Genomic DNA, 25,440 nt, shown 5'->3' with positions numbered 1-25,440 from the left:
GAATGAATATTGTTGCCTATTTAAAAGCTCTTGACACTTCTGCAAATACTGCTGCAGCAATTGCTCCTGCTCCAAGTATGTAAAAAGCGATTAAGCCCATACTCACTTGTTTAGACGCAGAAGGATCAGAAATAAATCCTGCGTATTCAGGTAAAATTTCATCACCACCTAATGCATAAGCAATTCCAAAAACAACAATTAGCGCAACTAATCCAATTACTGAGCTCTTTGCTCTCTTTGGATTACCTACCATATTTGCGATTGAAAAACCAAGTGCAGCTAAGGCAGCAACTACTAAAAGTGCATAGCACCAATAGATTATAGTATCTTCAGAAATACCACCCATCAAGAATACAAATCCTAGGATAGCACTAATACCTAATAATCCGTACTGTACTATTTGTAATATTTTATTTAGTCCTGCTGACATAATTTCTTATTTTTTAAGTTCGTGCTTTACTAAAAGGTCTACCAAAGAGATAGATGCATCTTCCATATCATTTACGATACTATCTACTTTCGCTACGATGTAGTTGTAAAATACTTGCAAAATCATCGCTACGATCAAACCAAATACAGTAGTCAAAAGTGCTACTTTAATACCTCCTGCAACCAAAGATGGAGAGATATCACCTGCAGCTTCAATTGCATCAAATGCCCCAATCATACCAATTACTGTTCCCATGAAACCAAGCATTGGAGCCAATGCAATAAACAATGAAATCCAAGAAACTCCTTTTTCTAATAAGCCCATTTGAACGCTACCATAAGAAACTACTGTTTTTTCAACCATTTCTACGCCTTCATGACTTCTATCTAAACCTTGGTAAAAGATAGATGCTACTGGACCTGCAGTATTTCTACATACTTCTTTTGCAGCATCAACACCACCTGAATTCAATGCATTTTCAACATTCTTCAGTAATTTATCTGTATTTGTAGTAGCCATATTCAAATAAATGATACGCTCAATTACTATCGCTAAACCTAAGATTAGACATAATAATACGATACCCATAAACTCAGGACCACCCTCGATAAACTTGGTCTTTAATATTTGGTGAAAAGATTGCTCAGCTTTTACTACTTCCGGCTCTTGAACTTCTTCTTTTACTGGTTCTTTTACCTCTTCTACTGCAGCTTCTTCAGCCATTGCAGAATCGGTTGTCATTTCTGTTGTGTCAGCTGCAGTCTCTTCTTGAGCAAATGTTTTGTTAAATGCTCCAAACGATAAAAGACCCGTTACGGCTACTAAAGCAAATAGTTTTTTCATGATTTGAATTGTTAAAATCTAGTTTAATTGACTAATTTATTATCTATTGAATTGATTAATTACTTATTAAAAAATAAAACTTCTGCGGAGAGAGGGGGATTCGAACCCCCGAAACGGTCACCCGTTTACACGCTTTCCAGGCGTGCGCCTTCAGCCACTCGGCCACCTCTCCTACTTACGTTTTAAATCAAGAACGCTTATTACAGCTCGCCAAATTACAAAAAAATCTCGTTGTCATAAAAATATTTCGAGATTATCATTTTGTTAACAAACCCACCTAAATACTAATCTCCCCTCTTATATTCTCATTCAAGAACTGTTTAATCTCAGTGTGTGATAGTGTTTCGTCTCCTAATAGAACCATCAATTTTGTAATTGCTGCCTCAAATGTCAGATCTTTTCCACTAATAACTCCAACTTTCTTTAAGTGCGAACCAGTTTCATACTTTTCTTGATCCACCTTTCCGCTTATACATTGAGTAACGTTCAAAATGATTATTCTATTGTCAATAGCTTCCTTTAGAATTTGTGTCAACCATTCCTCAGTAGGAGCGTTCCCTGCACCATAAGTCTCCATAACAATGGCGCGCAATCCTTTCTGATGAAATACATTTCGAATAAAACCTTCTGTAATTCCTGGAAACATTTTCAAAAACCCAACTTCTGAGCACAAAGTGTCTTTAACAACCAACTTAGAGTTTGGGCTATAAGTTGCAATTGCTTGAAGGTTGAACTTAAGATGAACCCCTGCTTCAGCCAAATTAGGATAGTTGGGCGAAGAAAAAGCCTCAAAATTTTCTGCACTTATTTTCTTAGTTCGATTTCCTCTATATAAGGTATACTCAAAATAAATTGCTACCTCAGGAACCACTGGCACCTCTCCATAATATGAAGTAGCGACCTCTATAGCCGTGATAAGGTTTTCCTTTCCATCTGTTCGAATAGTGCCTATTGGCAATTGCGAACCAGTAAAAATAACAGGCTTATTCAACCCTTCCAACATAAAACTTAATGCTGAGGCGGAGTAAGCCATTGTATCCGAACCATGTAAAATTACAAACCCATCATAATTATTATAATTCTTCTCAATAATACGAGCCAACTTCACCCATACAGATGGGTTCATATTTGAAGAATCTATCGGGTTTTCAAATGAATAAGATTCAATTCGAATATCAAACTTTTTTAATTCAGGAACCTCTGCAAACAGTTGTTTAAAGTTGAACGGCTTCAATAACCCGGAACTTGGGTCGTTAATCATACCTATTGTCCCACCAGTATAGATTAATAAGACCGAACGTTGATCACTCATTTCCCAAATATTTTAATTGAATTTTTAGTTGTTATAGCAGCAACCTCCTCTATTGGCAGATGTAATAATTCTGCCACTTTTACTGCCACATTTAATAAATAAGCACTTTCATTTCTTTTACCTCTATATGGAGAAGGAGCCAAATAAGGAGAATCCGTTTCTAAAACCAAATGATTTATACTCAATTGTTCTACCACTTTATCCAAACCAGCCTTTTTGAAAGTAACTACACCTCCAATTCCTAGATAAAAATCTTCATAGCCAATGATATGCTTTGCTTGTTCTATATTACCTGTAAAACAATGAAAAATCCCCTTTAGATTATCATCATTTACTTCATCCAAAATCGCAAGAATTTCATCGAAAGCCTCTCTACAATGTATGACAATTGGCAAGTTTAATTCTTTAGCCCATTCAATTTGTTTTCGAAAAGCAAATTCCTGCTGGGATAAAAAGGTTTTATCCCAATATAAATCGATTCCTATTTCTCCAACAGCACAAAACGAATGATCAGCTAATTGTTGCTTTACTATATTCAACTCATTCTCCACATTGGCGTCAACAGAACAGGGGTGAAGTCCCATCATTGGAAAACAATGATTTGGATACTTTTCAACAAGCTGCATCATTCCTTCAATTGAACTATTATCTATGTTAGGCATAAAAAGTCTGTGGACTCCTTTAGCAACTGCTCTTTCAATCATTTGAATTCGATCATCCGCAAATTTATCTGAATACAAGTGGGTATGAGTGTCCGTTAAAATCATGTGAACAAATTTAGCGTTTTGATAAAGATTGAGTCCATCAAAACAGAATAAATAATTTAATTTGGCACTTTCAAAGATGGCAGAAAAAACCAAAATATTAATCATCCGCTTCAGCTCTATTGGAGATATTGTCTTAACAACGCCAGTAATTCGCTGCTTAAAGCAGCAAATTGAAGGAGAAGTAGAGGTACACTACATTACTAAACAAGCGTATGCTGTAATTTTAGAGTCTAATCCTTATATTGACAAAGTATATAGCATTAAGAAAAAGGTATCTGAAGTTGCTAGTGATTTGAGGAAAGAAAAATACAATTTCATTATCGATCTTCATAAGAACATCCGATCTTCAAGGGTAAAGTCCAGTATTTCAGGCAAATCGTTCTCCTTCGATAAATTAAACTATGAAAAATGGATGATGGTAAATTTTAAAAAAAATCTTTTACCAGACTTCCATATTGTCGATCGATATTTAGCCAGTGCAAAAAGCCTAGGTATAAAAAACGATGATAAAGGATTAGACTATTTTATCCCTAATGAGGAAAAAATTAATGTATCGGACTTGCCGATCAATTTTCAACAAGGATATATTGCATTCGCTATAGGAGGGCAACACGCCACAAAATGCTTACCTGTCGATAAGATCATCGATATCTGTCGAAAAGTGGAGCTTCCTATTGTATTATTAGGTGGAAAGAATGATCAGCGAGTCGCTAAGTTCATAGAAGATAAATTGGATCAAAAAATTCTTAACGGTTGTGGAATTTTTAGTCTCCACCAGTCGGCATCCTTAGTAGAGCAAGCTTCTTTGATCATCTCCCACGATACCGGATTAATGCATATAGCTGCTGCATTTAAGAAGAAAATTGTATCAATTTGGGGAAACACAATACCAGAGTTTGGCATGTACCCTTACCTACCATCGGCGCTTAAGCATTATAGCCAGATGATTCAAGTTGACCAGCTATCTTGCAGGCCCTGCTCAAAAATTGGTTTTGAACAATGCCCAAAGGGTCATTTCAAATGCATGAAACTAATAGATGAAGATACCGTTGTTGAGCATGTTTACGACTTACTCAAACTGGATTAAACTATTTTTCGGAATGCTCTATAGTTGCAGGTACGAAAAGCGCTTTTAATTCAGTCGCCTTTTCCGGATCCATTTTTCCTGCTAAAATCAAACTAAGTTGTTTTCTACGAAGAGCTGCATCGTATCGCTTTTTCTCTAATTCAGTTTCTGGTATGAGTTCAGGCACCTCAATTGGACTACCATTTTGATCAACTGCAACAAACGTATATATCGCTTCATTACTTTTTACCTTTTTTCTGCTCAACCCACTTTCTACCCAAACATCCAAGAATACTTCCATAGACGAAGTGAAAGCTCTACTGACTTTGGCCTCAATAGTAACTACTTCCCCTAATTTTATGGGCTGATTAAAAGAAACTGAATTAACAGATGCAGTCACTACCACACGATTACAGTGACGTTGGGCAGAAATTCCTGCAGTAATATCCATCCAATTGAGCAACTGTCCCCCCATTAGATTCCCTAAGGTATTTGTATCGTTAGGTAGAACAATTTTTGATGTTTGTGCGAATGTATCTTTTGAAAAACGACCTTTCATACTTCCTAATTTTTGGAAGGCAAAGGTACATATAGTAAGCTTAAAAAGCAGCGGTTAGCATGGACTACTTTTCCAACAACCAGGCAGAAGTATTCTCTGTATTTTTCACTTCGTCCAGCATGGCAACGGCTTCCTCTCGAGTCTTGAAGCTTGAATAACTAACCGTGTGTAAATTCTTAAATGTCCCTACCATTCTAGCTGCATATCCTTTTTTTTGCAATCTCTTGTAGAGCTTCTCGGCATTTTCTTCACTTGAAAAACAACCACCTACCACATGATAACGGAGTTCATCCTCCTCCAATAGAGCAACTTTACTTTTTTCATTACTCGATACTTTCTCGCTTACTTCGGTCGATAACTTCCATTTAAAATCATCTTCAAAATCTTGATCTACTACCCTTTCGACTGGCTGATAAGTGTATGTAGGAGTAGCATATTTCAAACCCAATGAAGCATAGGAAACTGGTGAATCATTATTAATTTGATATTTATACGACATGTAACCAATTCCCATAAATATGAAAACAGAGGCTGCAGCCGCCCAGTAAAATCCAAATCGCTTCTTATTTTCCTCTTCAGTAGGGGCTTTAACTACTACTAATCGCTCTTTAATTTCTTTTTGGATACGTTCTTCTAATGCAGGTCTTTCTATCGGAATAGCCTTAAAATTGGACATCCCAAAAGTGTCTAACAAATAGTTGGTTCCATAATCAGGTAAAAACTGAAGGTTTTTTTCTACATCAAGATACAACATCCCAATTTTCTCCAATTTCACTTTCTCTCCTCGGCCCAATGAAGCAACAGTTGCATTCACGAACTCATCAATTGCTTTTCTTGCTTCAATAAATGAGACATTATGCTGGTTGGCCAAGTAATTAGCCAGCAATCCGTCATTAACGGTCAAATTTCTGTTGAATGAAATTCTTTTAGATGGCGGCGAAAAAGTATTCTGCACTGATTGGATTCTTGCACCAGAATAATTGGTGACAAATCCACCAAAATCAGGTATTATCACACAATCAAATTGATATAACAATTCAGAAATACTTTGTTCTATATGGCCTTTGTTCATAAATACGAAAGTAAAAAAAATACTTAAAATTTGACTATAAAATTTGATTTAAATCTTCAGGAGAATCAATGGAAATTGATTCTGTCTCGGTTATTGCAATCTTAATTTTATACCCATTCTCAATCCATCTTAGCTGCTCTAAACCTTCAGCTAGCTCTAATCTTGATGGACTAATTTTAGTAATTTCATTTAATACTTCACATCTATAAGCATACAAACCAATGTGTTTATAGTAGTTAAACTTTTCTATCCAATCTTTTTGATCGACACCTCGCTGATAGGGTAAAACAGCTCTGCTAAAATAGATAGCAAAATCATTTTCATCAATAAGCACCTTTGGTTTATTCGGATTAAACAGTTCTTCAGTATTCTCAATTAACTTGACCAGTGTAGCGATTTCAGTATTCTCATCACTAAAAGCTCTAATCACTTGATTAATCTGCTCTGGGTCTATAAATGGTTCATCTCCTTGTATATTAACTACAATATCAAAAGTTCCATCACAGTTATCAATCGCTTCTTTACACCTATCTGTTCCGCTTTGGTGTTCTTCTGAAGTCATAACCACTTCACCCCCAAAAGCCAAAACCGCATCAAAAATACGTTGATCATCTGTAGCTACAATTACTTTCGTTAAAGTCCCTACTTGTTTTGCTTGCTCATAAACTCGCTGAATCATGGATTTTCCTTGAATTTCAACCAATGGTTTACCTGGGAATCTTGTTGAACCGTACCTTGCAGGTATCACACCAATTGCAGTTTTATTCATAATTTCAATTTTATGTTTACATGAATACTTTCATTCTCAAATTTTTAGTAGCTTACAACCTCTAAATTCAAATCTGTAGAAACATTTAGCAAATTAAAAAAAATTACCCGAACGAATGCCTAATGATGAATTGAAATATAAAGTTGCTGTTACAATCTTAAGTGGAATTGGAGCTATCAATGCAAAAAAACTCATCGCCTACTGTGGGGGAGCTGAGGCAGTTTTTAAGGAAAGTAAAAAAGCATTGTATAAAATACCAGGTCTTGGCGAGAAATTGGTCAATGCCATCAAGGATTCAGATGCCATTAAACAAGCGGAAGAGGAGATCCGTTTTATGGAGGAGAATGATATCGAAGCTTTATATTTCTTGGATAAAGATTACCCAAGGAGATTAATTCACTGCGAAGACAGCCCCGTGATTCTATACACCAAAGGCAAAGTAGACTTTAATCGAGAAAAAGTAATCAGTATAATCGGAACCCGAAAAGCAACCATCAATGGAAAAGCGTTTACTGAAAAACTAATAGAAGAATTAGCTCCACACAAGCCTCTTATTATTAGTGGACTTGCATACGGAATAGACATCACAGCGCATAAAGCAGCATTAAACAATCACTTACAAACGGTGGGAATTTTAGCTCACGGATTGGACAAAATTTATCCCACAGCACACCATAATGTTGCGCAAAAAATGATGCAAAATGGAGGCATTGCAAGTGATTATAGGCATGGTGGACCTATTTTTAATAAACAATTTGCAGAAAGAAATAGGATTGTAGCAGGCTTATCAGACGTTACTGTAGTTGTAGAATCGGCTGAGAAAGGTGGGTCATTAATCACAGCAGAATTAGCCAACGGGTACAATAGAGATGTTTTTGCAGTACCAGGCAGAATAAATGATGAGCACTCAATGGGGTGCAATAAGTTAATAAAAGCCAATAAGGCCGCACTAATTGAATCGGTAAAAGACATTGAATATATAATGGGATGGCAAATAGAAGAAAACCGTCCGAACCAACAAACCATTTTATTTCAAGAACTAAATGAACCAGAAACTGTTATTGTAAATATTTTGAAAGAAGGGCCTGAAATAGTAGATCTTATCAGTACAAAAGCTGAGTTTCCTATGAGTAAAACGACAACAACGCTTCTGAATCTTGAATTCAAGGGAGTTGTAAAGTCATTACCAGGAAAAATATATCAGTTGATTTAAAAGACTTGGAGATAAAGAACAAGCTAGGTATAGCTACGTAAAGGTACAATTAGCACTTCCAATTGAAATTTTCTACATTTGATTTTTAAAACCCGTTTAAACGCAATAAATTAATTTAATGAGCACAAGCCAAACTCACAAAAAAGCAATTGATGCATTCGTACAAAATGTATCGGCTAAGAACCCTCATGAACCAGAGTTCATGCAAGCGGTTCACGAAGTAGCGGAAACTGTTATTCCATTTATAGAAAGCAATCCGAAATACAAACAAGGTAACCTATTAGAGCGCATGGTAGAAGCCGAACGTGTTTTAATGTTTAGGGTTCCATGGTTGAACGATAAAGGTGAAATACAAGTCAATAGAGGCTTTAGAATTGAAATGAATAGTGCCATTGGCCCTTACAAAGGTGGATTGAGATTCCACCCATCCGTTAATCTAAGCGTTTTAAAATTCTTAGCCTTCGAGCAGGTTTTTAAAAATAGTTTAACAACGCTACCTATGGGTGGTGGTAAAGGAGGCTCTGATTTTGACCCAAAAGGAAAGTCGGACAATGAAGTTATGAAGTTCTGTCAAAGTTTTATGACCGAATTATGTCGTCATATTGGACCAAATACTGATGTACCAGCAGGTGACATTGGTGTAGGCGGACGTGAAATTGGATACATGTTTGGTCAATACAAAAGGATACGAAATGAATTCACAGGAGTACTGACAGGAAAAGGGCTTTCGTATGGAGGCTCTCTAATTCGTCCTGAAGCTACAGGATATGGATGCGTCTACTTTTTACAAGAAATGCTTAGCTCAAGAGGTGAAGATTTGCAAGGAAAAGTAGTAACTATTTCTGGGTCCGGAAATGTGGCCCAATATGCGTGTGAAAAAGCAACACAATTGGGAGCTAAAGTGGTAACCATGTCTGACTCCTCAGGGTATATTTATGACCAAGATGGCATTAATGCTGAGAAATTAGCGTTCATCATGGAATTGAAAAACGTAAAAAGAGGTAGAATTCAAGAATATGCCGATAAGTATGGTGTAGATTTTATCGCTGGAAAACGACCATGGGGAACTAAATGCGACGTAGCCTTACCTTGTGCCACTCAAAATGAGCTCAACGACAAAGAAGCTGCTGAATTGGTTAAGAATGGTTGTATTGCCGTAGCAGAGGGTGCTAATATGCCATGTACTCCCGAAGCGGTAGAGAAATTTCATAAAGCAAAAATATTCTTTGCCCCAGGTAAAGCTTCTAATGCGGGTGGTGTAGCGACATCTGGCCTAGAGATGAGCCAAAACTCATTGAGATACAATTGGACTTCCGAAGAAGTAGACGAAAAATTACACAACATCATGAAAGACATTCATCAACAGTGTGTAAAATACGGTTGTGATGAAAAGGGATTTGTAGACTATGTAAAAGGAGCAAATATTGCGGGTTTTGTAAAAGTTGCCGATGCCATGATAGCTCAAGGAGCAGTATAAAGACCAACAAAAAACAAGATTAAAAAATCGCCAATTCAAGAATTTGAGTTGGCGATTTTTATTGTATAATTTTGGAACGCACGTAAAACAAAAAACATGTACGGAAAAATACAACAATACTTAGAAACCGAATTAGAGAATATAAAAGAAGCAGGTCTATTTAAGAAAGAACGAATAATCGCTTCACCTCAGGACGCTGTAATTAAGCTTACTAGTGGAGAAGAAGTTATTAATTTCTGCGCTAACAACTATTTGGGGTTATCTTCTCACCCCAAAGTAATCGAAGCGGCAAAAAACACTTTAGATACGCATGGTTTTGGAATGTCATCAGTTCGATTTATTTGTGGAACTCAGGATATACATAAAGAATTAGAGGCTCGTATTGCAAAGTTCTGTGGAACTGAAGATACTATTTTATATGCCGCGGCATTTGATGCCAATGGAGGTGTTTTTGAACCACTACTTGGACCAGAAGATGCAATTATTTCAGACTCATTGAATCATGCTTCAATTATAGATGGTGTTCGATTGTGTAAAGCCGCAAGATATCGTTATGAAAATAACAATATGGCTGATTTAGAAGAACAATTAAAGAAAGCACAAGAGCAACGCTTCCGTATTATTGTTACTGACGGAGTATTCTCAATGGATGGATACGTAGCTCAATTGGATAAAATTTGTGACTTAGCCGATAAATATGATGCTTTGGTAATGGTAGATGATTGCCACTCGCATGGTTTTATTGGTAAGACAGGAAGAGGAACTGCCGAATTTAGAAATGTGCTAGGTAGAATCGATATCATCACAGGAACTTTAGGAAAAGCTTTAGGTGGTGCAATGGGAGGGTTCACAACTGGGAAAAAAGAAATTATTGAAATGCTTCGTCAACGTTCAAGACCTTATTTATTCTCAAACTCTTTAGCTCCTTCTATCGTTGGAGCTTCCATTGCTGTTTTTGATATTTTGGAAGAAACCACTTCTTTTAGAGACAAATTGATGGACAATGTAGACTATTTTAAAGCTGGTGTAAAAGCAGCAGGATTTGACTATAAGGATGGCGAATCTGCAATCGTTCCTATCATGCTCTATGACGCAAAATTATCACAAGTTTTTGCAGACAAATTACTAGAAAATGGAATTTATGTTATTGGATTCTTCTATCCAGTAGTGCCAAAAGGACAAGCTCGAATTCGAGTACAACTATCAGCTGCACATGAAAAAGAACATTTAGACAAAGCAATTTCAGCTTTCACAAAAGTAGGAAAGGAATTAGGCGTAATTAAATAGACATAAAAAGGAGGAAGCTTGAAGCTTCCTCCTTTTTTATGTTATTGATCTGTTAATGTTTTCATAAAAGCAATAATATTTTCTTCTTCCTCTTCGGTCAGGTTCAGAGCATCAGCTGGTAGGGTTTGATGCTCCAATTTGATTCCTATTCCGTCACCACCACCCAAATCATAAAACTCCATTACTTGCACCAAAGTTTGAAAAGCTCCATTATGCATATATGGCGCTGTTAAAGCAATGTTTCTGATCGTAGGGGTTTTAAAAAAGTGCTTTCTTTCTTCCGTTTTAAAAATATTATATCTCCCCAAATCATCATCTATAATTGCATTTGAAGTAGCATATTTCTCAGGCACACCAAGTAACTCTATTTCTGATTCAGAAAAATTGGGTGGAACAGTTCCATTAAACAAAGGTGGAAAATGACATGTGGCACATTGAGCTTTCCCCATGAACAAATTAAATCCATTAATTTCTTTTGCTGATAGCATTTCTTTTTTTCCGGAAATAGATAAATCAAATTTTGAGTTAAAAGGAGATAGACTTCTAATGTATGCTGCAATTGCATTTCTAATCGATAAGTCAGTAGGCTCTGAACCGTAAACAGTGAGAAAATGAGAGATATAAATAGAATCACCTTTTACCGTTTGGACCAAATCATCTATAGAAGAATGAAATTCAGTTTCATTAAGGATCACATCAACGATTTGACCTTCTAAACTACCAGTTCTCGCATCATAAAAAAATGCCTTTTGGAGACCCGCATACTTCATAGTAGGGCTGTTTCGAGTTTGGTTTTTAGAAATAGCCAACCCATCTGTAAATGCAATTTCACTTTGATGACAACTACTGCAACTTAAACTACCATCAATTGAAAATGAACTATCGTTAAATAGCTTTTTACCTAAAGAAATCTTCTCCTTGGAAATCTCAGACCATATCTTATCTGAGAAATAACCAAGATTGAATGTAGCAGAATCAAATAAAGATGGAGCAGAATTAGAAATCGCTAACTCAAACGGAAACTCAACGTCCCATTCTTTCACTGTTTGATTCCACAATTCAAACTGCCGGTTGGTATGCTTTTGAATAAATCGATATCGATCAAACAAATCAAAATCAGCCTTCATAATTTTACTACTTGTGTCAAATTCGGCTACCCACTTGGTATATAACTCATTCTTATTAAAATCGGACTCATACCACGATAAGTAGGTTTTTAGTTCTTGATAAATTATAGAAGACTCTACAAGAGACTGTCCTAATACTGGAGAATCAAATCCAGATATGCCTGTGGTTGAAATTCTAATAATCTCATCCCTAAGTAGCCATAAAAAATGATACTTTTTAAGATAATCAAGAGAAGTATTCGCCTGAATCAAACGAAGCCGATTCTTTAAAAATCTTGTTTGTTTGGAAACTTCTATCCAATCAATAGAATCTGAGAATAGAACCTCTTCTAGAACCTGAAAGCCCATTGGAGAAATCCTCTTAATATTTGTTGCATCTTCTTCTACTATCTTCAAAATATGAGGTTGAAAAAGTGTCTTGTAATGCTGATTGTCGGTAAAAGACAAAATGGGTTCTACCTTTTTTACTGCGATTCTGGCATTGATAAAACTCATTTGTGCCTTCGATAAAGTAACTGAGTCATTCACTGTTTTCAAAAAATAATTCGCGCTATCCAACTGGGTGATTAGATACTGTTCTAATCTTTCATTTGGAGTTACCGCTTTTGTATCCTCTTTCTTATTGCAGGCTATTAACAACAAAGAAAGGCTTATTAAAAAATAAGCCCTTCTTGCAATAGTTTTATAATCACTATGAATCATAATCTTTCTATTTATCTAGCTAATCCTTTTACTATATAAAGTACACTTCCTTCCTTTGCACTATTAGCAACATCAGAATTAGCCAATGGGTCTGTATATGCAGTGCCATCTTTTTTCTCCCAACCGTGATTCTGGGTTATCATTAAAAATGTTTGATCAATACCAACAGTTTCAGAAATATCTATCATTCCTGTAATTTCCCAAGTTGAGGTCGCAACACCATAACCCAACGTTTCTGCTTTCACCTGGTCACATTCCATCACCGTTTTAATTTCACCTGTATTTAAATTATACTGATACAATCTAGCAAAATGTGTCTTATCTGCATTATCTGGATATCCATTTGGATCTTCTTGGATATAGGCATAATTCTCAGTTACAACAATATTATCAGGAGAGTGAAACATTTTTGCCTTACCATTAACCTTATCGCCATCAAGTACACAAGTAATTTTACCACCTTTTGTTGGATCACTATCATTTAGTTCAAGCTTATACACTCTTCCATAAATGGTTCCTTTCCCGATTAAATCATTACTTTTTCTGCCAGTCACTGCAAAGTATATCTCTCTTTGAGCTTCAGCATTACCCCTTCTCCAATCAATATCTTCTAACCTTGAAAAGCCCATTACTCCCTTTTGTTTGGCTTCAGCATCTAATAGATTAAGGTCTTTCTCTAAGAGCTCTACAAACTCCATGTCATATGAAGTTCCTTCCACCATATCCATTTCATAGTTAATATTAGAAGAAGTCACTTTTAGTCCATAAAGTTTTCCACCGTTCAGGTCTCCTCTATTTCCAACATACATTCCCAGCTGACCTGAAGGAACCGTATTGTCTGCATGATCGTCACCAATAAAAACAACAGTTTTATCAGGATAAGCATCTTTACCAATAACAACTGCATTTTCTGTAGACCACTCGCCCATAGCGTTTAACATTTCTGGGGAGGAAGCATTACCGGAACTTTTAAAAGGATCTAACACAAATACACCATTGGAAGACCCACCCCATTCTCCACCAGAAAGATAAAGTGGTCCGAACCCATGCTCATTTGGCGTAATAAGCGAACCTGAGCACTGTGCAGTATTTGATGTAGCCACTGCATTTAATATATATTCTCCTGCTATCGGCTTGAATGTTTTGTCAAGTGATATTCTGGCAATGGAATAATCGGCTTCTATATTATTGATTAAAGTGAATGTCCCATCAGCATTTCTAATTAACCCTGCTCCATCGGCCATAGAGCCATAAATAAAGTTGGGAGTATTTAATAACTTATCCTCAGAAGACAATAGCGGATATACTTTAACAGCAGAAAATTCTGGTGACAGCTTCATTAAAGATGGTGTAACAGAATGACTTTTTAACTCGATTGGATTCCCAGCTACTACTGGTTCTTCTTTGTCGTCATCTTTGCAGCCGTAAAAAGTTAGGACTAAAGCAGAAAGAGCAATTCCTTTAATTAATTTCATTTTAGTTTGGTTTTACAATTATTGATTGAACATCAAAACTATAAACACAATACTTCTTTCAACCACATTTGATTTTATAGTTATTTTAAGAAAGTTTTAACTATCATGATCAATAAGAACAAACATAAGAGACTTGCTTTTAGCATTATGATTTAGAATCTACATTAAAGCTAATGAGTATTAATTGTTATATTAAAATTAACCATTTGTTTTTTTCAAGTATTTGTAACTTTTATGTTACGTCACAAAAAAAGGGCCGGTCCAATAAATGAACCAGCCCTTTAGTATTTCATATTTCCTTTATTAGAAAAACTTCGATCTATTGTCTTTTATTGTTGCTTTAGCTTTTAGAGCTTCAATACCTTGTCTATTTGAGACTCTAGTAGCATACCCTCTTTCAACTGAACTCCTCATCGATCTAACATCAGCTTCACCAGGCTCATTAACTGCAGTAACCTGCACCATAAACACCCCATTCTTACCTTTAATTGGAGTAGCGGTCATCTGACCTTGCTGCAACGTAGTGATTTTGGCGACAACAACTGGCTCATTTCCTGCGCCGGCTATATTTCCACTTTCAAAAGTAACATTGGTAGCTTCTTGTACCTGAACTCCTACTTTACCAGCCGCCTCTGTTAAGTTTTGGGAACCTTTCATTTCTGCTATGAATTTCTCTGCTTTCTTGTCTCTTTTTGCTTCGTACTCCACTCTAGCTCTCACCTTTTCAAAAGGAGCTACTCCCTTCTCATTGACTTCAACTAGTTTGGCTACCACATAAGCATCTTTTACATCAAATGGCTCGGAAATAGCCCCTTCTTCTGCTTCATTTGCCCAATTTACAACATTCCTAGATCCTTCAATACCTCTAACCTCTCTGTCATTAAGACCTATAATACCCGCTCTTCTCAACATATTGTCTGCATTAATAACATCATTCCATTGCTCAGATGAAGTGTTAATAGAAAAAGCGTTAGCCTTTTGGAATACATTTGCATAAGTTTCTTTTCCAGGCTCAGCAGAACGACTAAGTACACCCACTTTTATCTTTTTAACCTCTGCCGTTTTATCCGTCACTTCAATTAAATGAACACCGAATTGGGTTTCAACTTTCTGAACCTTTCCAACTGGAGAATTGAAGGCTGCTTCATCAAATGGCTTTACCATCATTCCTTCTGTAAACCATCCTAAATCGCCACCCTTTGCACCAGAACCAACATCATCAGAACTGTTAATAGCTAAAGTATCAAAAGGAGTACCTGCATTAAGAACAGTTAATAAACTATCAGCGATCACTCTAGCTTCTTCGATAGTTCTATCTTGTAAACCAACTAAGATATGTCTTGCTTTCACAGAGTCTGCACCTACTTTAATATCCAACAATTTTTGAATCCTTGTAGCATCATCCCTTTCAAAAGGAGGGGTTACATAACCAGGCTCTTGAGTAAATAAATTAGTATCAATATCTACAGGCACTGTTTTCATTGAATAATATCTTGGGTCATACCCATTATCAGAATTATTCATTAAAAATAATGAGTCATTTTTAGTATTCTTAAATTCATGATACATGTCATTCGCCCACTTTCTTACCAACTCTTCATCTTGCTCAGATGGCTGTATATTAAAAGTAATGTACTCGATTTTTTTAGATGCCTCTTGCTTATATTCATCCTTGTGATCATTGTAATAATCCTTCAACTCGTTTTCAGTAAGCACAATAGATGTATCACTCAATTCATTATAACGCTTTAGTACATATTTAATACTGTAATTTTTATTAGCTGCGATATGCTTTGATTTTGCAGCATCAGCAGTAACATACAATCCCTTTGTAACTAAAGTATTGTATTTCTCCAATTCTCGATCCTTTTTCAACGCTTGTTCAAACTGAATCCATTGCCCTTTTACTTCAGGGTTTTGATCTAACGTCTGAATAAATCGAACAACATCTGTTGGATTAAATTGTCCCGTTTCAGGATTGGTAAAGGATTGACGAACTTGAGGGTGCGGATTATTTCCTTGCACCATATCAAACAACTCTTTGGTAGTTACTTCAAGTCCTAACTGATCAAACTCTTTTGTCAATACAATTTGATTGACCATTTGGTCATAAACCTGCTGTCTAATTGCATCTCTTGTATTTTCGTCAATTTGTTCTTCAGGTTGATTTTTTTGATAGTTCTCTGTAGCTATCTGTACCTGATTTTGGAACTCTTGAGCCGAAACATTAACTCCGTCTACTACTGCAACATTTCTTGTTTGATCAAAAACTGATGCTCCTGAACCAAACAAATCACTCAATACGAAAGCAACGATTGCTCCTCCGATAAGTATTAAAACGAGAGTTGATTGCTCTCTAATTTTTCCAATTACTGCCATTTCTTAACGTTAAAAAATTATGGGATGCGAATATACGATTGATTATGGAATTTATAAAAAGAAATTAATCCTCACTTTTCGCAGTTTCTAATCGAATTAACTCAATCCGATTATCACTGACTTTCAGAACAGTTAACTCATAATTATCAATTCTACATTTGGTATCTGCTTTAGGTATACTTTCGTAATGAGAGATGATTAAACCAGCCAAAGTTTCGTAATTATCCGCTTCAGGTAAATTTAGTTTATAGGCATCATTCAAATAATCGATTTCTAAGCGAGCAGAGAATAAATACTCTGTTTCTGAGATAACCTCTTCAATCAGCTCTTCTTTATCATGCTCATCTTCGATCTCTCCAAAAATTTCTTCAATTACATCTTCAATGGTTAGTATTCCAGAAGTCCCTCCAAATTCATCCACCACCACTGCCACACTCTTCCGTTGTTTAATAAATAACTCCAGAATCTCATTAGCAGACATCGATTGTGGAATAATCAAAACTGGTAATAAGATTGACTTTATTGAGTCAGGTCGTTTAAACAATTCAAAAGAATGCACATACCCAATGATATTATCAATATTGTCTCTATAGATCAAAATCTTAGAATAACCTGACTCTATAAAAGTTTCTCTTAATACCTCCATCGATTCATTTACCTCAAGGGCTGTAATTTCAGTCCTCGGTATCATGCATTCTCGAGCCTTAACCTTGGAAAAATCCAATGCATTTTGGAAGATTTGAATTTCATGATCCATCTCGTCTTGTTCCAAATCATTTCTTTCCGTTGCGTCTCTTAGATAGTGCTCCAAATCAATTCTTCCAAAATTCAAATCTTCAGTAACATTTTCCATCCTAAAGACATACTTTAATATAAATTCAGACAAACCAATAATTAGAAACATTGGTATTAAAAGAATATAATACAGCAGACCTATAGGAATTGCGAAGAAACGAAGTATGGAGTTTGGATTAATTCTAAATACAGCTTTTGGTAAAAACTCTGCGGTAATTAAAATAATAAGCGTAGATATAATGGTCTGAACCAACAAAATAACGCTTTCACTCTTAACATAAATTGCAATAACCGGCTCTAATATTTGAGCCATAAAAATACCATAAACCACTAATGCAATATTATTGCCTACTAACATTGCACCGATAAAACGTGATGGGTGTTTTAAAAATTTTGATAAAATGGCAGATAAGACATCCCCTTGCTTGGTGTCTAACTCTATTTTAAATTTATTTGCGGTTACAAACGCTATCTCCATTCCTGAAAAGAATGCCGACAACAATAAAGTAAGAAATATAATTCCCCAGACGTAACTATCCATGTTGGTTGTTGAAGCTATTCAAATATAGCAATTATTGTTCGGAATTAGATTTGTTGTTTTCTTGAGAATTAAAGAACACTCGTTGTCTTTTTCTCAAAAAATAAAAGATGATTGAAACTACACAGAATACATAAAAGTATGCGGCATCTTCCATGGTACTCGTAAAAGTTTTATAGATGGCTATAACTAAAGTCACCGCGGCTAACATTAACCACATCTTCTCTAAAAAGTTAATTATCTTCAGCATCGTCTAAACTAATTATTCCTCTAATTTTTTTAATTCTATATTCTGAAAAATCCTCATTTGATAACAAGCCATCTCCTTCAATTATCTCATCTTGAGTAGTTATCTTAACATATTTCTCAGTGTAGATGGAACCTTCTTTACTATCCCAAAACAGCTCTTCTGTATTTAAAATCTCTCCTTTTTCGTTGATTACTTTAACATTCCCTTTGGCTTCCATTAATCCTACTTTAGGAAGATTCTTACCATAATCAGCTTTTATACTCGATGTCACATTCATTAAAGAATCATATGTCTCTACATACAAACCTTCATTCATAACTGTATACTCCTCTTCATTTGCATATCGCTCCATCAAAGGAGCTGTAAGTAGAGCCGCAACCTCTCCGTTTTGGCTATAATACATTTTAACATCCTTCCTGATCTCTATCGGAAGACCATCCATCTCTGTATATGCAGCTACATCATCGATGTTGTTTTTACAACCAGCAAACATCCCGATGGCGAATACCATCGGGATAATAATATGCAAAACTTTTAGGTTATTTTTCACTTAGAATTTAGCCGTTGTAGTAGCGTTAATCCAACATCCAATTTCAATTGAGTCTCCTTCTTTAACACCTATAAAAAAGCATTCTTCTTTATTTGGCGTGTATTTACTGTAGGTCGCAATTTTACTATTTGCTGTTTGAGCTAAACTTGGATCTACAGATTTTGCTTTGGCATAAGTCTCTATTGCTAACCAATAAACCGCCTTTTGTTTACAAGCATCTCCTTCTCCGCAAGAAGTACTAGAAGCATACATATCTCCAATAATAATATAAGGTAAACCAAATCCACTTCTTGCGTTTGCAGCTTTTAAAGCCATTGATCTTGCTTGTGCGTATTGTCCCATACTAGAATAGGTTTGAGCCAATTCAATATAGTAATCTGCATTTTTATTCTGATCTGCAGACAACTCCAATGCTTGATTGAAAAACTTCAACGCATCATTGTATTGTTTTCCTTTCAAAGACATAATACCCATTTTCTCTGCAGAAACAGCATTAGGATTTGTTGCATGCATCTTTTTTGCGATTGTAAAAAAGATCTCACTATCAGTACAACCCTTTCTATCCAAAAGGTTAGCAGTACTTTCCAACCAAGTAGTATTTTCTTTATTTGCTTCAAAGTTCTTTTTAGCCATATCTACTAAGACCTCACAGCTAAGGTATGGAGCAGCTATGCTAGCAATACTCTCTTCAGCTTGAGCGTAATATTTACCCGTTTTGGGATTACTAGCATTCTTAGAAATAATATTATTTACAGCTGTAAACGCTGTTACTATGTCAGCAGGCGTCTTCTCTCCCTTTTTTTCCAATAAAACAGCAGCTTGCATGTAAGTCACCAATGTACCAGCTTCAGTTCTATCGCCCTGAAGTTCTAACGATTTTTGAGCAGTTGCATAAATTGCCGCCACATCATCTGGTCGATACTTCAACATATCTGTTGCTTTTCTACCTAACACATATCCTTCCTTCCCAAAATTAGCTATTCTATTATCGTATAAAAGAAATAATGAATCAATTAACAATTCTTTCTGGGTTGCATCCTTTTCATTCTTGATTAAGAATTCAATCAAATTAGAACCATCAACGTAACTTCTTTCACTAGCTCCTGGGCAAATCTTATAAACAACTTTCCAATATTTTACAGCGTCTGCATAGGATTTTTGCGTATAGTAACTTCTATACAATGAAATATTCTCTTTACACTTATCAGGTGTAGCACCATAATCTTGAGCAATAGCCATGTTCAATCCAAAAATTGTGGCTACGAGAAATATAATTGCCTTTTTCATTTTTCTTGTATTGGGTTTTAATCGTATTTGCGTTTTATAAACCATCGGTCGTTAATTGTTATTCCTAAGTTAAAATTTAAAAAGTCTTCTTGTACTAATCCATTGGAATTCTCTCCTCTTCTCAGAGCTTCAAGTCCAAATGTAAGTGATGAGATACTTTTCTTGAACGGTAGGCTTATTCCAAAATTGATGCCATACTCATTTAATTCTTGATTATTTAGTTTGATATAGGAGTTTGAATAACTAGCTCCAAAACTGTAAGTAATTCTTTTGAAGTAGTCTGAATAGGCATTTTCATTGGGCAAAATCCTAAAAGCAGCAATGAAAGTTTGACTATTTACAAACTCTTCTTGTCCTTCAGGTTCTATTGAAGACCAGGCCGCATTCAAATAATTCAATTCAAATCCCCAAGACTCCTTTTTTTCTATACTAACGCCAAGTCCAATAGTGGATGGCAATTTAATATTGGTCTTAATAGCATCAACGAATTTAGACGTATCTAGATAACTAATTGACAAATTTGAGCCTCTATATGACCTAATTAACTGAGTCCTTCTTCCAGACAACTTATTTCCCACATCATAAGTCACACCCCCGATGAATGTATATTCTTCTGAAAGTGCTTTTTCATATTGAATCCCCAAATCAAAACTTACATCACTTACCGTAATTCTATCCTTATCAGAACTATTAAAAGCGTAGGTCGTATCCAAAAACTCAATTTGTTTTTCTCTTTCTATTCCTCCAAATAAAAATGAAGTTGTAAACCCAAAAGACAAACCCTCTGCAATATCGAAACCATTTGCTACAAAAACTTTATTGATTCCTCCACTCCCAATATAACTGTAATCTATTCGTCCTTTGTTCTGATTATATTCACTGTAGGAATAATCATAACCGATAGTACTAAGAGGAGTAATACCAAATGTCAGTCCCCACCAATCCTTAATTGGCATAGAGAGTGATAGGTGGTTAAAATAAGTATTATTCCCTTGGGATTTTTGAGTTCCACTAATCGCTTGATAGTTGTCACTTTTAACTGCGACTTCAAATGCAATCATTTTCAGACTAGTCAATGAGGCAGGATTTGCAAAATTTGCGAACCTATCAGATTTTAGTGCGATACCTGCTCCACCTATTCCGAAATTAGTGTTGAATTGAGGTTTTCTAATTTCACCTATTCCATATCTAGAATAAATAGAATTTGTAGTGGTTTGCGCAAAAACCTGACTACATAGTCCAATCAGAATTGCAAATAGGAAATTTTTAAGAATTATATTGGAGTATTTCATTGAGTCCGTAAAGCACAAAATTTGAGTCCGCAAAGATGCTATTTTTTAGTTCTTTTTCAAAGAATTTAGCATCTCCACCACATAAAATAATGTTAAGTTCACGTGTAAACGTTTGTCTGTAACGATTTATTACTTCCGTTAATTCACATAATGCACCATTTACTGCACCAGACAACATCGCATCTCGAGTATTTTTAGGCAATAATATAGATTTTAAATGTCCATCCCAATCAATTTGAGGAAGCTTATCTGTAAAATGATGCATCGCTTTTAAACGCATGTGGACACCGGGTGAAATTGCCCCTCCAACGAACTTTCTGTCGTGAGTTATTAAGTTATAAGTTATACATGTTCCACACGAAATTACCAAAGTGTTGCTGTTAGGGAATTTATATACTGCGGCAACAGCAAGTGCCAACCTATCTATTCCAAGAGTTTCAGGTGTTTCGTAATCAATTGTAAGGGGCAGCAATGATTGATTACTCAACACCATTCCTCTTTCGCATTCATTTTGAAGAAAATTTAAGATATCATCATAATTTCCTTTTACAGAAGAAATAATATAGGCATCAATTGGGAATGTTTGAAACAACTTTTTCCACTCTGCTAACTGAAATGCTTTACTTTCAGATTTATATTCTAGCTTTTGGTCTTCAAAGACTGCAAACTTTAATTTAGTATTTCCTATATCAACAATGATTTTCATCCAACAAATATAATTGAAGTAAAAATAGTTGAAATTAAATTTTTATCAATTAGAATTTTATTAATACATTTGCCACCGCTAACGCGAAAAGGTGCCATAGCTCAGTCGGTAGAGCAAAGGACTGAAAATCCTTGTGTCGCTGGTTCGATTCCAGCTGGCACCACCCAGAAAGCCTCAACTAATTTAGTTGAGGCTTTTTTGTTTCTTGCTCCTGGTAAAACTCTATTTTCAGCCACCAACATCTTATCACCTAATAGATAATCAGCAGTTTTAAACCCTTACGTAAGAATACTTCTTTATTTTAAGTAATTATCATCTATTTGTTAATAGATAATTCCAGAACCTAGAAAGAGTCTGAGGTTAAACCACCATTTTCTTCAGGTAAGCTGAAATTAAAATTGGATATTCAACCTTTTTTATACATTTGTACCTTCCTTAAAACAAAACATCCTCAAAACAGAAATATGAATGCCCTACCAAAGTTCGTTGCAGTCTTATTTTTACTGATTTCCGTAGCTGCTTTCTCAAAAACACCTAACACCTCCACAAGTTTTGAATATCCAACTGTACTGAAACAAGACAGTATTAAGATCGTCGGACTTATATACAACAATCGAAACAAGTTAAGAAAATATACCATTAACATCTACATCAGAAATAGATTATTTAAAACCGTTGAAAGCTCTGCTCGGTATAATTTTGAAACTAATGTTCCAATTAATTCCTATTGCACTATTGAAATTAATGCAAAAGGCTATTACACCAAAAGATTCATTTTCGATACATCTATTCCAGAAAATTACACCAAGCAGATTCCTGAATTCAGTTTTGATATGGATGTTTTTGCCGAAAAAGAATTGGATGGTGTTAATACATCAGCTCTAGATCTCCCTGTTGGAATTGTAAAATATAATAATAAGAAGGAAGAGTTCGAACACAACAAGTCTTACACGAAAAAGATGAAGAAAGTATACAAAGACTTACTAATCGAATCCCAGATGCAAGATCGAATGCAACTCACCAACTAAAAAAGGGGTAGAAAATATTTTCTACCCCTTTTTTTATAACCCTAACATTATTTTTGTTCTAATTACTTGCCTTAGATTTACTTTTAATTCGATCATATAGTTTCAACATTTCTTTGGTATATGATTTATCGAAGGTAAATGCATTTGCCTTTTCGTCAAAGTAAACCTTAGCTACAGGAAGTAGGCAGAATTCATCGGTAAGAAAGTCCTGAACGCTTACTAAATCAATATCCATCTGAAAAGTGGTCCTATTAATATTTAATGTACTATCTATCATCCCATTTAGAATAATCGATTTCGTTAAGTACCCACTTTTTTCAAACGTAATGGAATAAATCCCATCTAATGTAAGATCTAAACGATACCCTTTTTTATGATCGATATCATTCATGCTTAAAACTTTATTATTCTTAACTACGGTAATTGTGTATTCATCCATTTGAGACTCATTTGAGACCACTTTACCATATATTGTAACGACTCCTGCTATGCTTGACTGCGCATATGTATTAAAACTAAAAATTGAGATAGAAAATAAGAACAGGGCTACAAGTATCTTTTTCATTTTTTAAAAAGGTATATTTTTTGACAAATCTAAATATAAATTAAAGAACTAAGATATGTTTTTACTTAATCACTCTCTATCATAGAGTTAAAAGACACTCATTAATTGAGGCTGAACATAAAATTATATATATTGTAGAAATATTACACACAAAAATGGATATAAAAAAAGTACTAATCATTGATGACGAAATTGACATTTGTTTACTCGTTAGCAGCATTTTAAGAAAAGAGGGCTACGAAACAACAGTAGCCAACACACTGGCCGAGGGAGAACAAAAATTTGTAGAATTTAATCCACAAGTTGTTTTTCTAGATTTAAATTTACCAGATGGAGTTGGTTTTTCAATTATCCCTAAGTTAAAAAAGCTCAATGCAGAAATTCGAATAAATATTGTTAGTGCATATGACGGGATTACAGAGCGATCGGAAGCTAAAAAACATGGCATCCAACACTTTATTAGCAAACCATTAAACAGAGATGCTGTAATTCAAGCGATAAAACCTATTTAATATAACTTGTAAATCAATATACTTAAAATCACCAAACATGAAAGAGAAAATTTTAGTAATTGACGATGATACAGACATCTGTATGTTGTTAAAGAAATATCTATCAAAAAATGGATATGAAGTTGAGTTGGCATATACAGGAAAAAGTGCTTTAAATTATATAGAATCAAATGAGGTCGATTTAGCCCTTTGTGATTTTCGATTACCTGACATGGATGGAACAGAGGCTTTGAAGTCTATCAAATCTATTAGACCGAACACAAAAGTTATCATCATAACAGGGTACTCTGATGTTAAGACCGCTGTGCAATGCATTAAAATGGGTGCGGTTGAGTATGTAACAAAACCCATTTTTCATGAAGAAATTCTTCATGCTATAAAAAAAGCATTATTAACGAAAGAAGAAATTCCTGCTGAGAAACCTTCAGCTCCAACTAAAACTAAGTCTACAAAGAAAAACACTCCAAACACGATAAATAGAGAGTTTGTAACCGGAACAAGTGCTCAATCAAAACGGATTGAACAACTAACCAACCTACTTGCACCAACAGACATGAGCGTAGTCATACAAGGCGAAAGTGGAACTGGGAAAGAGTTTATTGCCAAATCCATACATCAAAAAAGCAAAAGAGCAGAATACCCATTTGTTGCCATAGACTGTGGTGCATTGCCCAAAGAGTTGGCCGCTAGCGAATTATTTGGACACATAAAAGGATCTTTTACCGGAGCAGTAAATAATAAGGTTGGTCATTTCGAATATGCCAATGGTGGAACGATATTTTTAGATGAGATTGGAAATTTATCCTACGACAATCAAGTCAAATTATTGCGTGTACTCCAAGAGAGAAAAGTTAGAAAAATCGGTGACAATAAAGATTTTGACATAGATGTTAGGATAATTGCGGCTAGTAATGAAGATTTGACCGCAGCATCCAAAGAGGGTAAGTTTAGAGAAGATCTATTTTACCGACTTAACGAATTTATGGTTGACCTTTCTCCTTTGAGAGAACGAAAAGAGGATATTGAAGTTTATGCCAAGCACTTTTTAAATATTGCAAATGAAGAGTTAGAGAAATCTATCAAAGGTTTTGAAAAAACTGCATTATACAAGCTAAAAAATTACTACTGGCATGGAAATTTGAGAGAACTTAAAAACGTAATAAAAAGAGCCGTTTTGCTCAGCCCAGGTGAGTATATAGAAGAAATTGCTTTGCCAGCTGAGATCATCTCTCCCACATACGATTTCACACCAGACGAAAGTGATGAGGAAACGTTTTCAGATTTAAAATCAGTAGCTGAAGCAGCTGAAAGGAAAGCCATAATAAAAGTTTTAGAACAAGTAGGTTATAATAAAACTAAAGCTGCAAATGTGCTTCAGATCGATAGAAAAACTCTTTACAACAAAATGGAAAGCTATCAAATTGATTTGAAAAATTAAT

Annotated in this window: 24 protein-coding genes and 2 tRNA genes; 8 read left to right on the top strand and 18 right to left on the bottom strand. The window is 35.2% G+C overall.

Translation table 11 applies throughout. The annotated features are described in order from the left end of the window. Window positions 1-16: 16 nt before the first annotated feature. From GQN54_RS03665 to GQN54_RS03645, 5 genes are all read right to left on the bottom strand, one after another. Entirely contained in the window at window positions 17-430 is a 414-nt protein-coding gene (locus GQN54_RS03665; protein ID WP_160632105.1) for a hypothetical protein, read from the bottom strand. A gap of 6 nt (window positions 431-436) precedes the next feature. Next, window positions 437-1,273: a MotA/TolQ/ExbB proton channel family protein gene (locus tag GQN54_RS03660; protein ID WP_160632103.1), complete on the bottom strand. Its 837-nt coding sequence runs from the start codon at window positions 1,271-1,273 to the stop codon at window positions 437-439. 85 nt (window positions 1,274-1,358) lie between these two features. Beyond that, window positions 1,359-1,445 (bottom strand) — tRNA-Ser (locus GQN54_RS03655). Window positions 1,446-1,550: 105 nt separating this feature from the next. Then, window positions 1,551-2,585 carry an asparaginase gene (locus tag GQN54_RS03650; protein ID WP_160632101.1) on the bottom strand — a complete coding sequence of 345 codons (1,035 nt, stop codon included), beginning with the start codon at window positions 2,583-2,585 and terminating at the stop codon, window positions 1,551-1,553. Then, on the bottom strand, window positions 2,582-3,352 hold the full coding sequence (locus tag GQN54_RS03645) for a TatD family hydrolase (RefSeq protein WP_160632099.1): 771 nt from the start codon (window positions 3,350-3,352) through the stop codon (window positions 2,582-2,584). Before GQN54_RS03645 ends, GQN54_RS03650 begins: the two co-directional genes overlap by 4 nt. A 76-nt stretch (window positions 3,353-3,428) precedes the next feature. Here GQN54_RS03645 and GQN54_RS03640 point away from each other — a divergent pair, with 76 nt between their 5' ends. Next, window positions 3,429-4,439: a glycosyltransferase family 9 protein gene (locus GQN54_RS03640; protein ID WP_160632097.1), complete on the top strand. Its 1,011-nt coding sequence runs from the start codon at window positions 3,429-3,431 to the stop codon at window positions 4,437-4,439. A gap of 1 nt (window position 4,440) precedes the next feature. On the opposite strand, the gene GQN54_RS03635 is transcribed toward GQN54_RS03640, so the two are convergent. The 3 genes from GQN54_RS03635 to kdsB all read right to left on the bottom strand — a co-directional run bounded on the left by GQN54_RS03635 (window position 4,441) and on the right by kdsB (window position 6,818). Next, window positions 4,441-4,977 (bottom strand): acyl-CoA thioesterase, encoded by a 537-nt coding sequence (locus tag GQN54_RS03635; protein WP_160632095.1) that lies wholly within the window; start codon window positions 4,975-4,977, stop codon window positions 4,441-4,443. A gap of 64 nt (window positions 4,978-5,041) precedes the next feature. After that, the gene (locus GQN54_RS03630) at window positions 5,042-6,049 is read right to left on the bottom strand and encodes an HU domain-containing protein (protein WP_160632093.1); all 1,008 of its coding nucleotides are present in this window, start codon (window positions 6,047-6,049) and stop codon (window positions 5,042-5,044) included. A 34-nt stretch (window positions 6,050-6,083) separates the two neighbouring features. Next, on the bottom strand, window positions 6,084-6,818 hold the full coding sequence (gene kdsB, locus GQN54_RS03625; protein WP_160632091.1) for a 3-deoxy-manno-octulosonate cytidylyltransferase: 735 nt from the start codon (window positions 6,816-6,818) through the stop codon (window positions 6,084-6,086). Window positions 6,819-6,933: 115 nt separating this feature from the next. Here kdsB and dprA point away from each other — a divergent pair, with 115 nt between their 5' ends. The 3 genes from dprA to kbl all read left to right on the top strand — a co-directional run bounded on the left by dprA (window position 6,934) and on the right by kbl (window position 10,795). Then, a complete protein-coding gene (dprA, locus tag GQN54_RS03620; protein WP_160632090.1) occupies window positions 6,934-8,031 on the top strand; it encodes a DNA-processing protein DprA in 1,098 nt (365 codons plus the stop codon). A gap of 118 nt (window positions 8,032-8,149) precedes the next feature. Continuing rightward, a complete protein-coding gene (gene gdhA / locus GQN54_RS03615) occupies window positions 8,150-9,508 on the top strand; it encodes an NADP-specific glutamate dehydrogenase (RefSeq protein ID WP_160632088.1) in 1,359 nt (452 codons plus the stop codon). A gap of 96 nt (window positions 9,509-9,604) precedes the next feature. After that, window positions 9,605-10,795, top strand: coding sequence for a glycine C-acetyltransferase (kbl, locus tag GQN54_RS03610; RefSeq protein ID WP_160632086.1), 1,191 nt, complete (start codon window positions 9,605-9,607; stop codon window positions 10,793-10,795). 41 nt (window positions 10,796-10,836) lie between these two features. Here the strand turns inward: kbl and GQN54_RS03605 are convergent, their stop codons facing one another. The 9 genes from GQN54_RS03605 to GQN54_RS03565 all read right to left on the bottom strand — a co-directional run bounded on the left by GQN54_RS03605 (window position 10,837) and on the right by GQN54_RS03565 (window position 21,896). After that, window positions 10,837-12,624 (bottom strand): cytochrome-c peroxidase, encoded by a 1,788-nt coding sequence (locus tag GQN54_RS03605; RefSeq protein WP_160632084.1) that lies wholly within the window; start codon window positions 12,622-12,624, stop codon window positions 10,837-10,839. An 11-nt stretch (window positions 12,625-12,635) separates the two neighbouring features. Next, window positions 12,636-14,099 (bottom strand): alkaline phosphatase PhoX, encoded by a 1,464-nt coding sequence (locus GQN54_RS03600; RefSeq protein WP_160632082.1) that lies wholly within the window; start codon window positions 14,097-14,099, stop codon window positions 12,636-12,638. Between the two features lie 303 nt (window positions 14,100-14,402). Then, on the bottom strand, window positions 14,403-16,478 hold the full coding sequence (locus GQN54_RS03595) for a peptidylprolyl isomerase (protein ID WP_160632080.1): 2,076 nt from the start codon (window positions 16,476-16,478) through the stop codon (window positions 14,403-14,405). Between the two features lie 64 nt (window positions 16,479-16,542). Further along, on the bottom strand, window positions 16,543-17,814 hold the full coding sequence (locus GQN54_RS03590; RefSeq protein WP_160632078.1) for a hemolysin family protein: 1,272 nt from the start codon (window positions 17,812-17,814) through the stop codon (window positions 16,543-16,545). 31 nt (window positions 17,815-17,845) lie between these two features. After that, window positions 17,846-18,061 (bottom strand): hypothetical protein, encoded by a 216-nt coding sequence (locus GQN54_RS03585; protein WP_160632076.1) that lies wholly within the window; start codon window positions 18,059-18,061, stop codon window positions 17,846-17,848. Beyond that, a complete protein-coding gene (lptC, locus tag GQN54_RS03580) occupies window positions 18,045-18,611 on the bottom strand; it encodes an LPS export ABC transporter periplasmic protein LptC (RefSeq protein WP_160632074.1) in 567 nt (188 codons plus the stop codon). The genes GQN54_RS03585 and lptC overlap by 17 nt, the downstream gene beginning before the upstream one ends. After that, window positions 18,612-19,898 carry a tetratricopeptide repeat protein gene (locus GQN54_RS03575; RefSeq protein WP_160632072.1) on the bottom strand — a complete coding sequence of 429 codons (1,287 nt, stop codon included), beginning with the start codon at window positions 19,896-19,898 and terminating at the stop codon, window positions 18,612-18,614. Window positions 19,899-19,915: 17 nt separating this feature from the next. Then, window positions 19,916-21,190, bottom strand: coding sequence for a hypothetical protein (locus tag GQN54_RS03570; RefSeq protein WP_160632070.1), 1,275 nt, complete (start codon window positions 21,188-21,190; stop codon window positions 19,916-19,918). Further along, on the bottom strand, window positions 21,165-21,896 hold the full coding sequence (locus GQN54_RS03565) for a type III pantothenate kinase (RefSeq protein WP_160632067.1): 732 nt from the start codon (window positions 21,894-21,896) through the stop codon (window positions 21,165-21,167). The genes GQN54_RS03570 and GQN54_RS03565 overlap by 26 nt, the downstream gene beginning before the upstream one ends. Before the next feature lie 90 nt (window positions 21,897-21,986). On the opposite strand from GQN54_RS03565, the gene GQN54_RS03560 reads away from it, so the two are divergent. Both GQN54_RS03560 and GQN54_RS03555 read left to right on the top strand, forming a co-directional pair. After that, window positions 21,987-22,059, top strand: a tRNA-Phe gene (locus GQN54_RS03560). Window positions 22,060-22,360: 301 nt separating this feature from the next. Then, window positions 22,361-22,924 (top strand): hypothetical protein, encoded by a 564-nt coding sequence (locus GQN54_RS03555; RefSeq protein ID WP_160632064.1) that lies wholly within the window; start codon window positions 22,361-22,363, stop codon window positions 22,922-22,924. A 58-nt stretch (window positions 22,925-22,982) separates the two neighbouring features. Here GQN54_RS03555 and GQN54_RS03550 read toward each other — a convergent pair whose 3' ends face one another. Next, window positions 22,983-23,489: a hypothetical protein gene (locus GQN54_RS03550; RefSeq protein WP_160632063.1), complete on the bottom strand. Its 507-nt coding sequence runs from the start codon at window positions 23,487-23,489 to the stop codon at window positions 22,983-22,985. A 155-nt stretch (window positions 23,490-23,644) separates the two neighbouring features. On the opposite strand from GQN54_RS03550, the gene GQN54_RS03545 reads away from it, so the two are divergent. Both GQN54_RS03545 and GQN54_RS03540 read left to right on the top strand, forming a co-directional pair. After that, window positions 23,645-24,001 (top strand): response regulator, encoded by a 357-nt coding sequence (locus GQN54_RS03545; RefSeq protein WP_160632061.1) that lies wholly within the window; start codon window positions 23,645-23,647, stop codon window positions 23,999-24,001. A gap of 37 nt (window positions 24,002-24,038) precedes the next feature. Further along, window positions 24,039-25,439, top strand: a complete 1,401-nt coding sequence (locus GQN54_RS03540) for a sigma-54-dependent transcriptional regulator (RefSeq protein ID WP_160632058.1) — start codon at window positions 24,039-24,041, stop codon at window positions 25,437-25,439. Window position 25,440 lies beyond the last annotated feature (1 nt).

It is taken from the genome of Acidiluteibacter ferrifornacis, assembly GCF_009909615.1.
Classification (GTDB): Bacteria; Bacteroidota; Bacteroidia; order Flavobacteriales_E; family Vicingaceae; genus Acidiluteibacter; species Acidiluteibacter ferrifornacis.
This window is presented reverse-complemented; position numbering and strand designations above follow the sequence as displayed.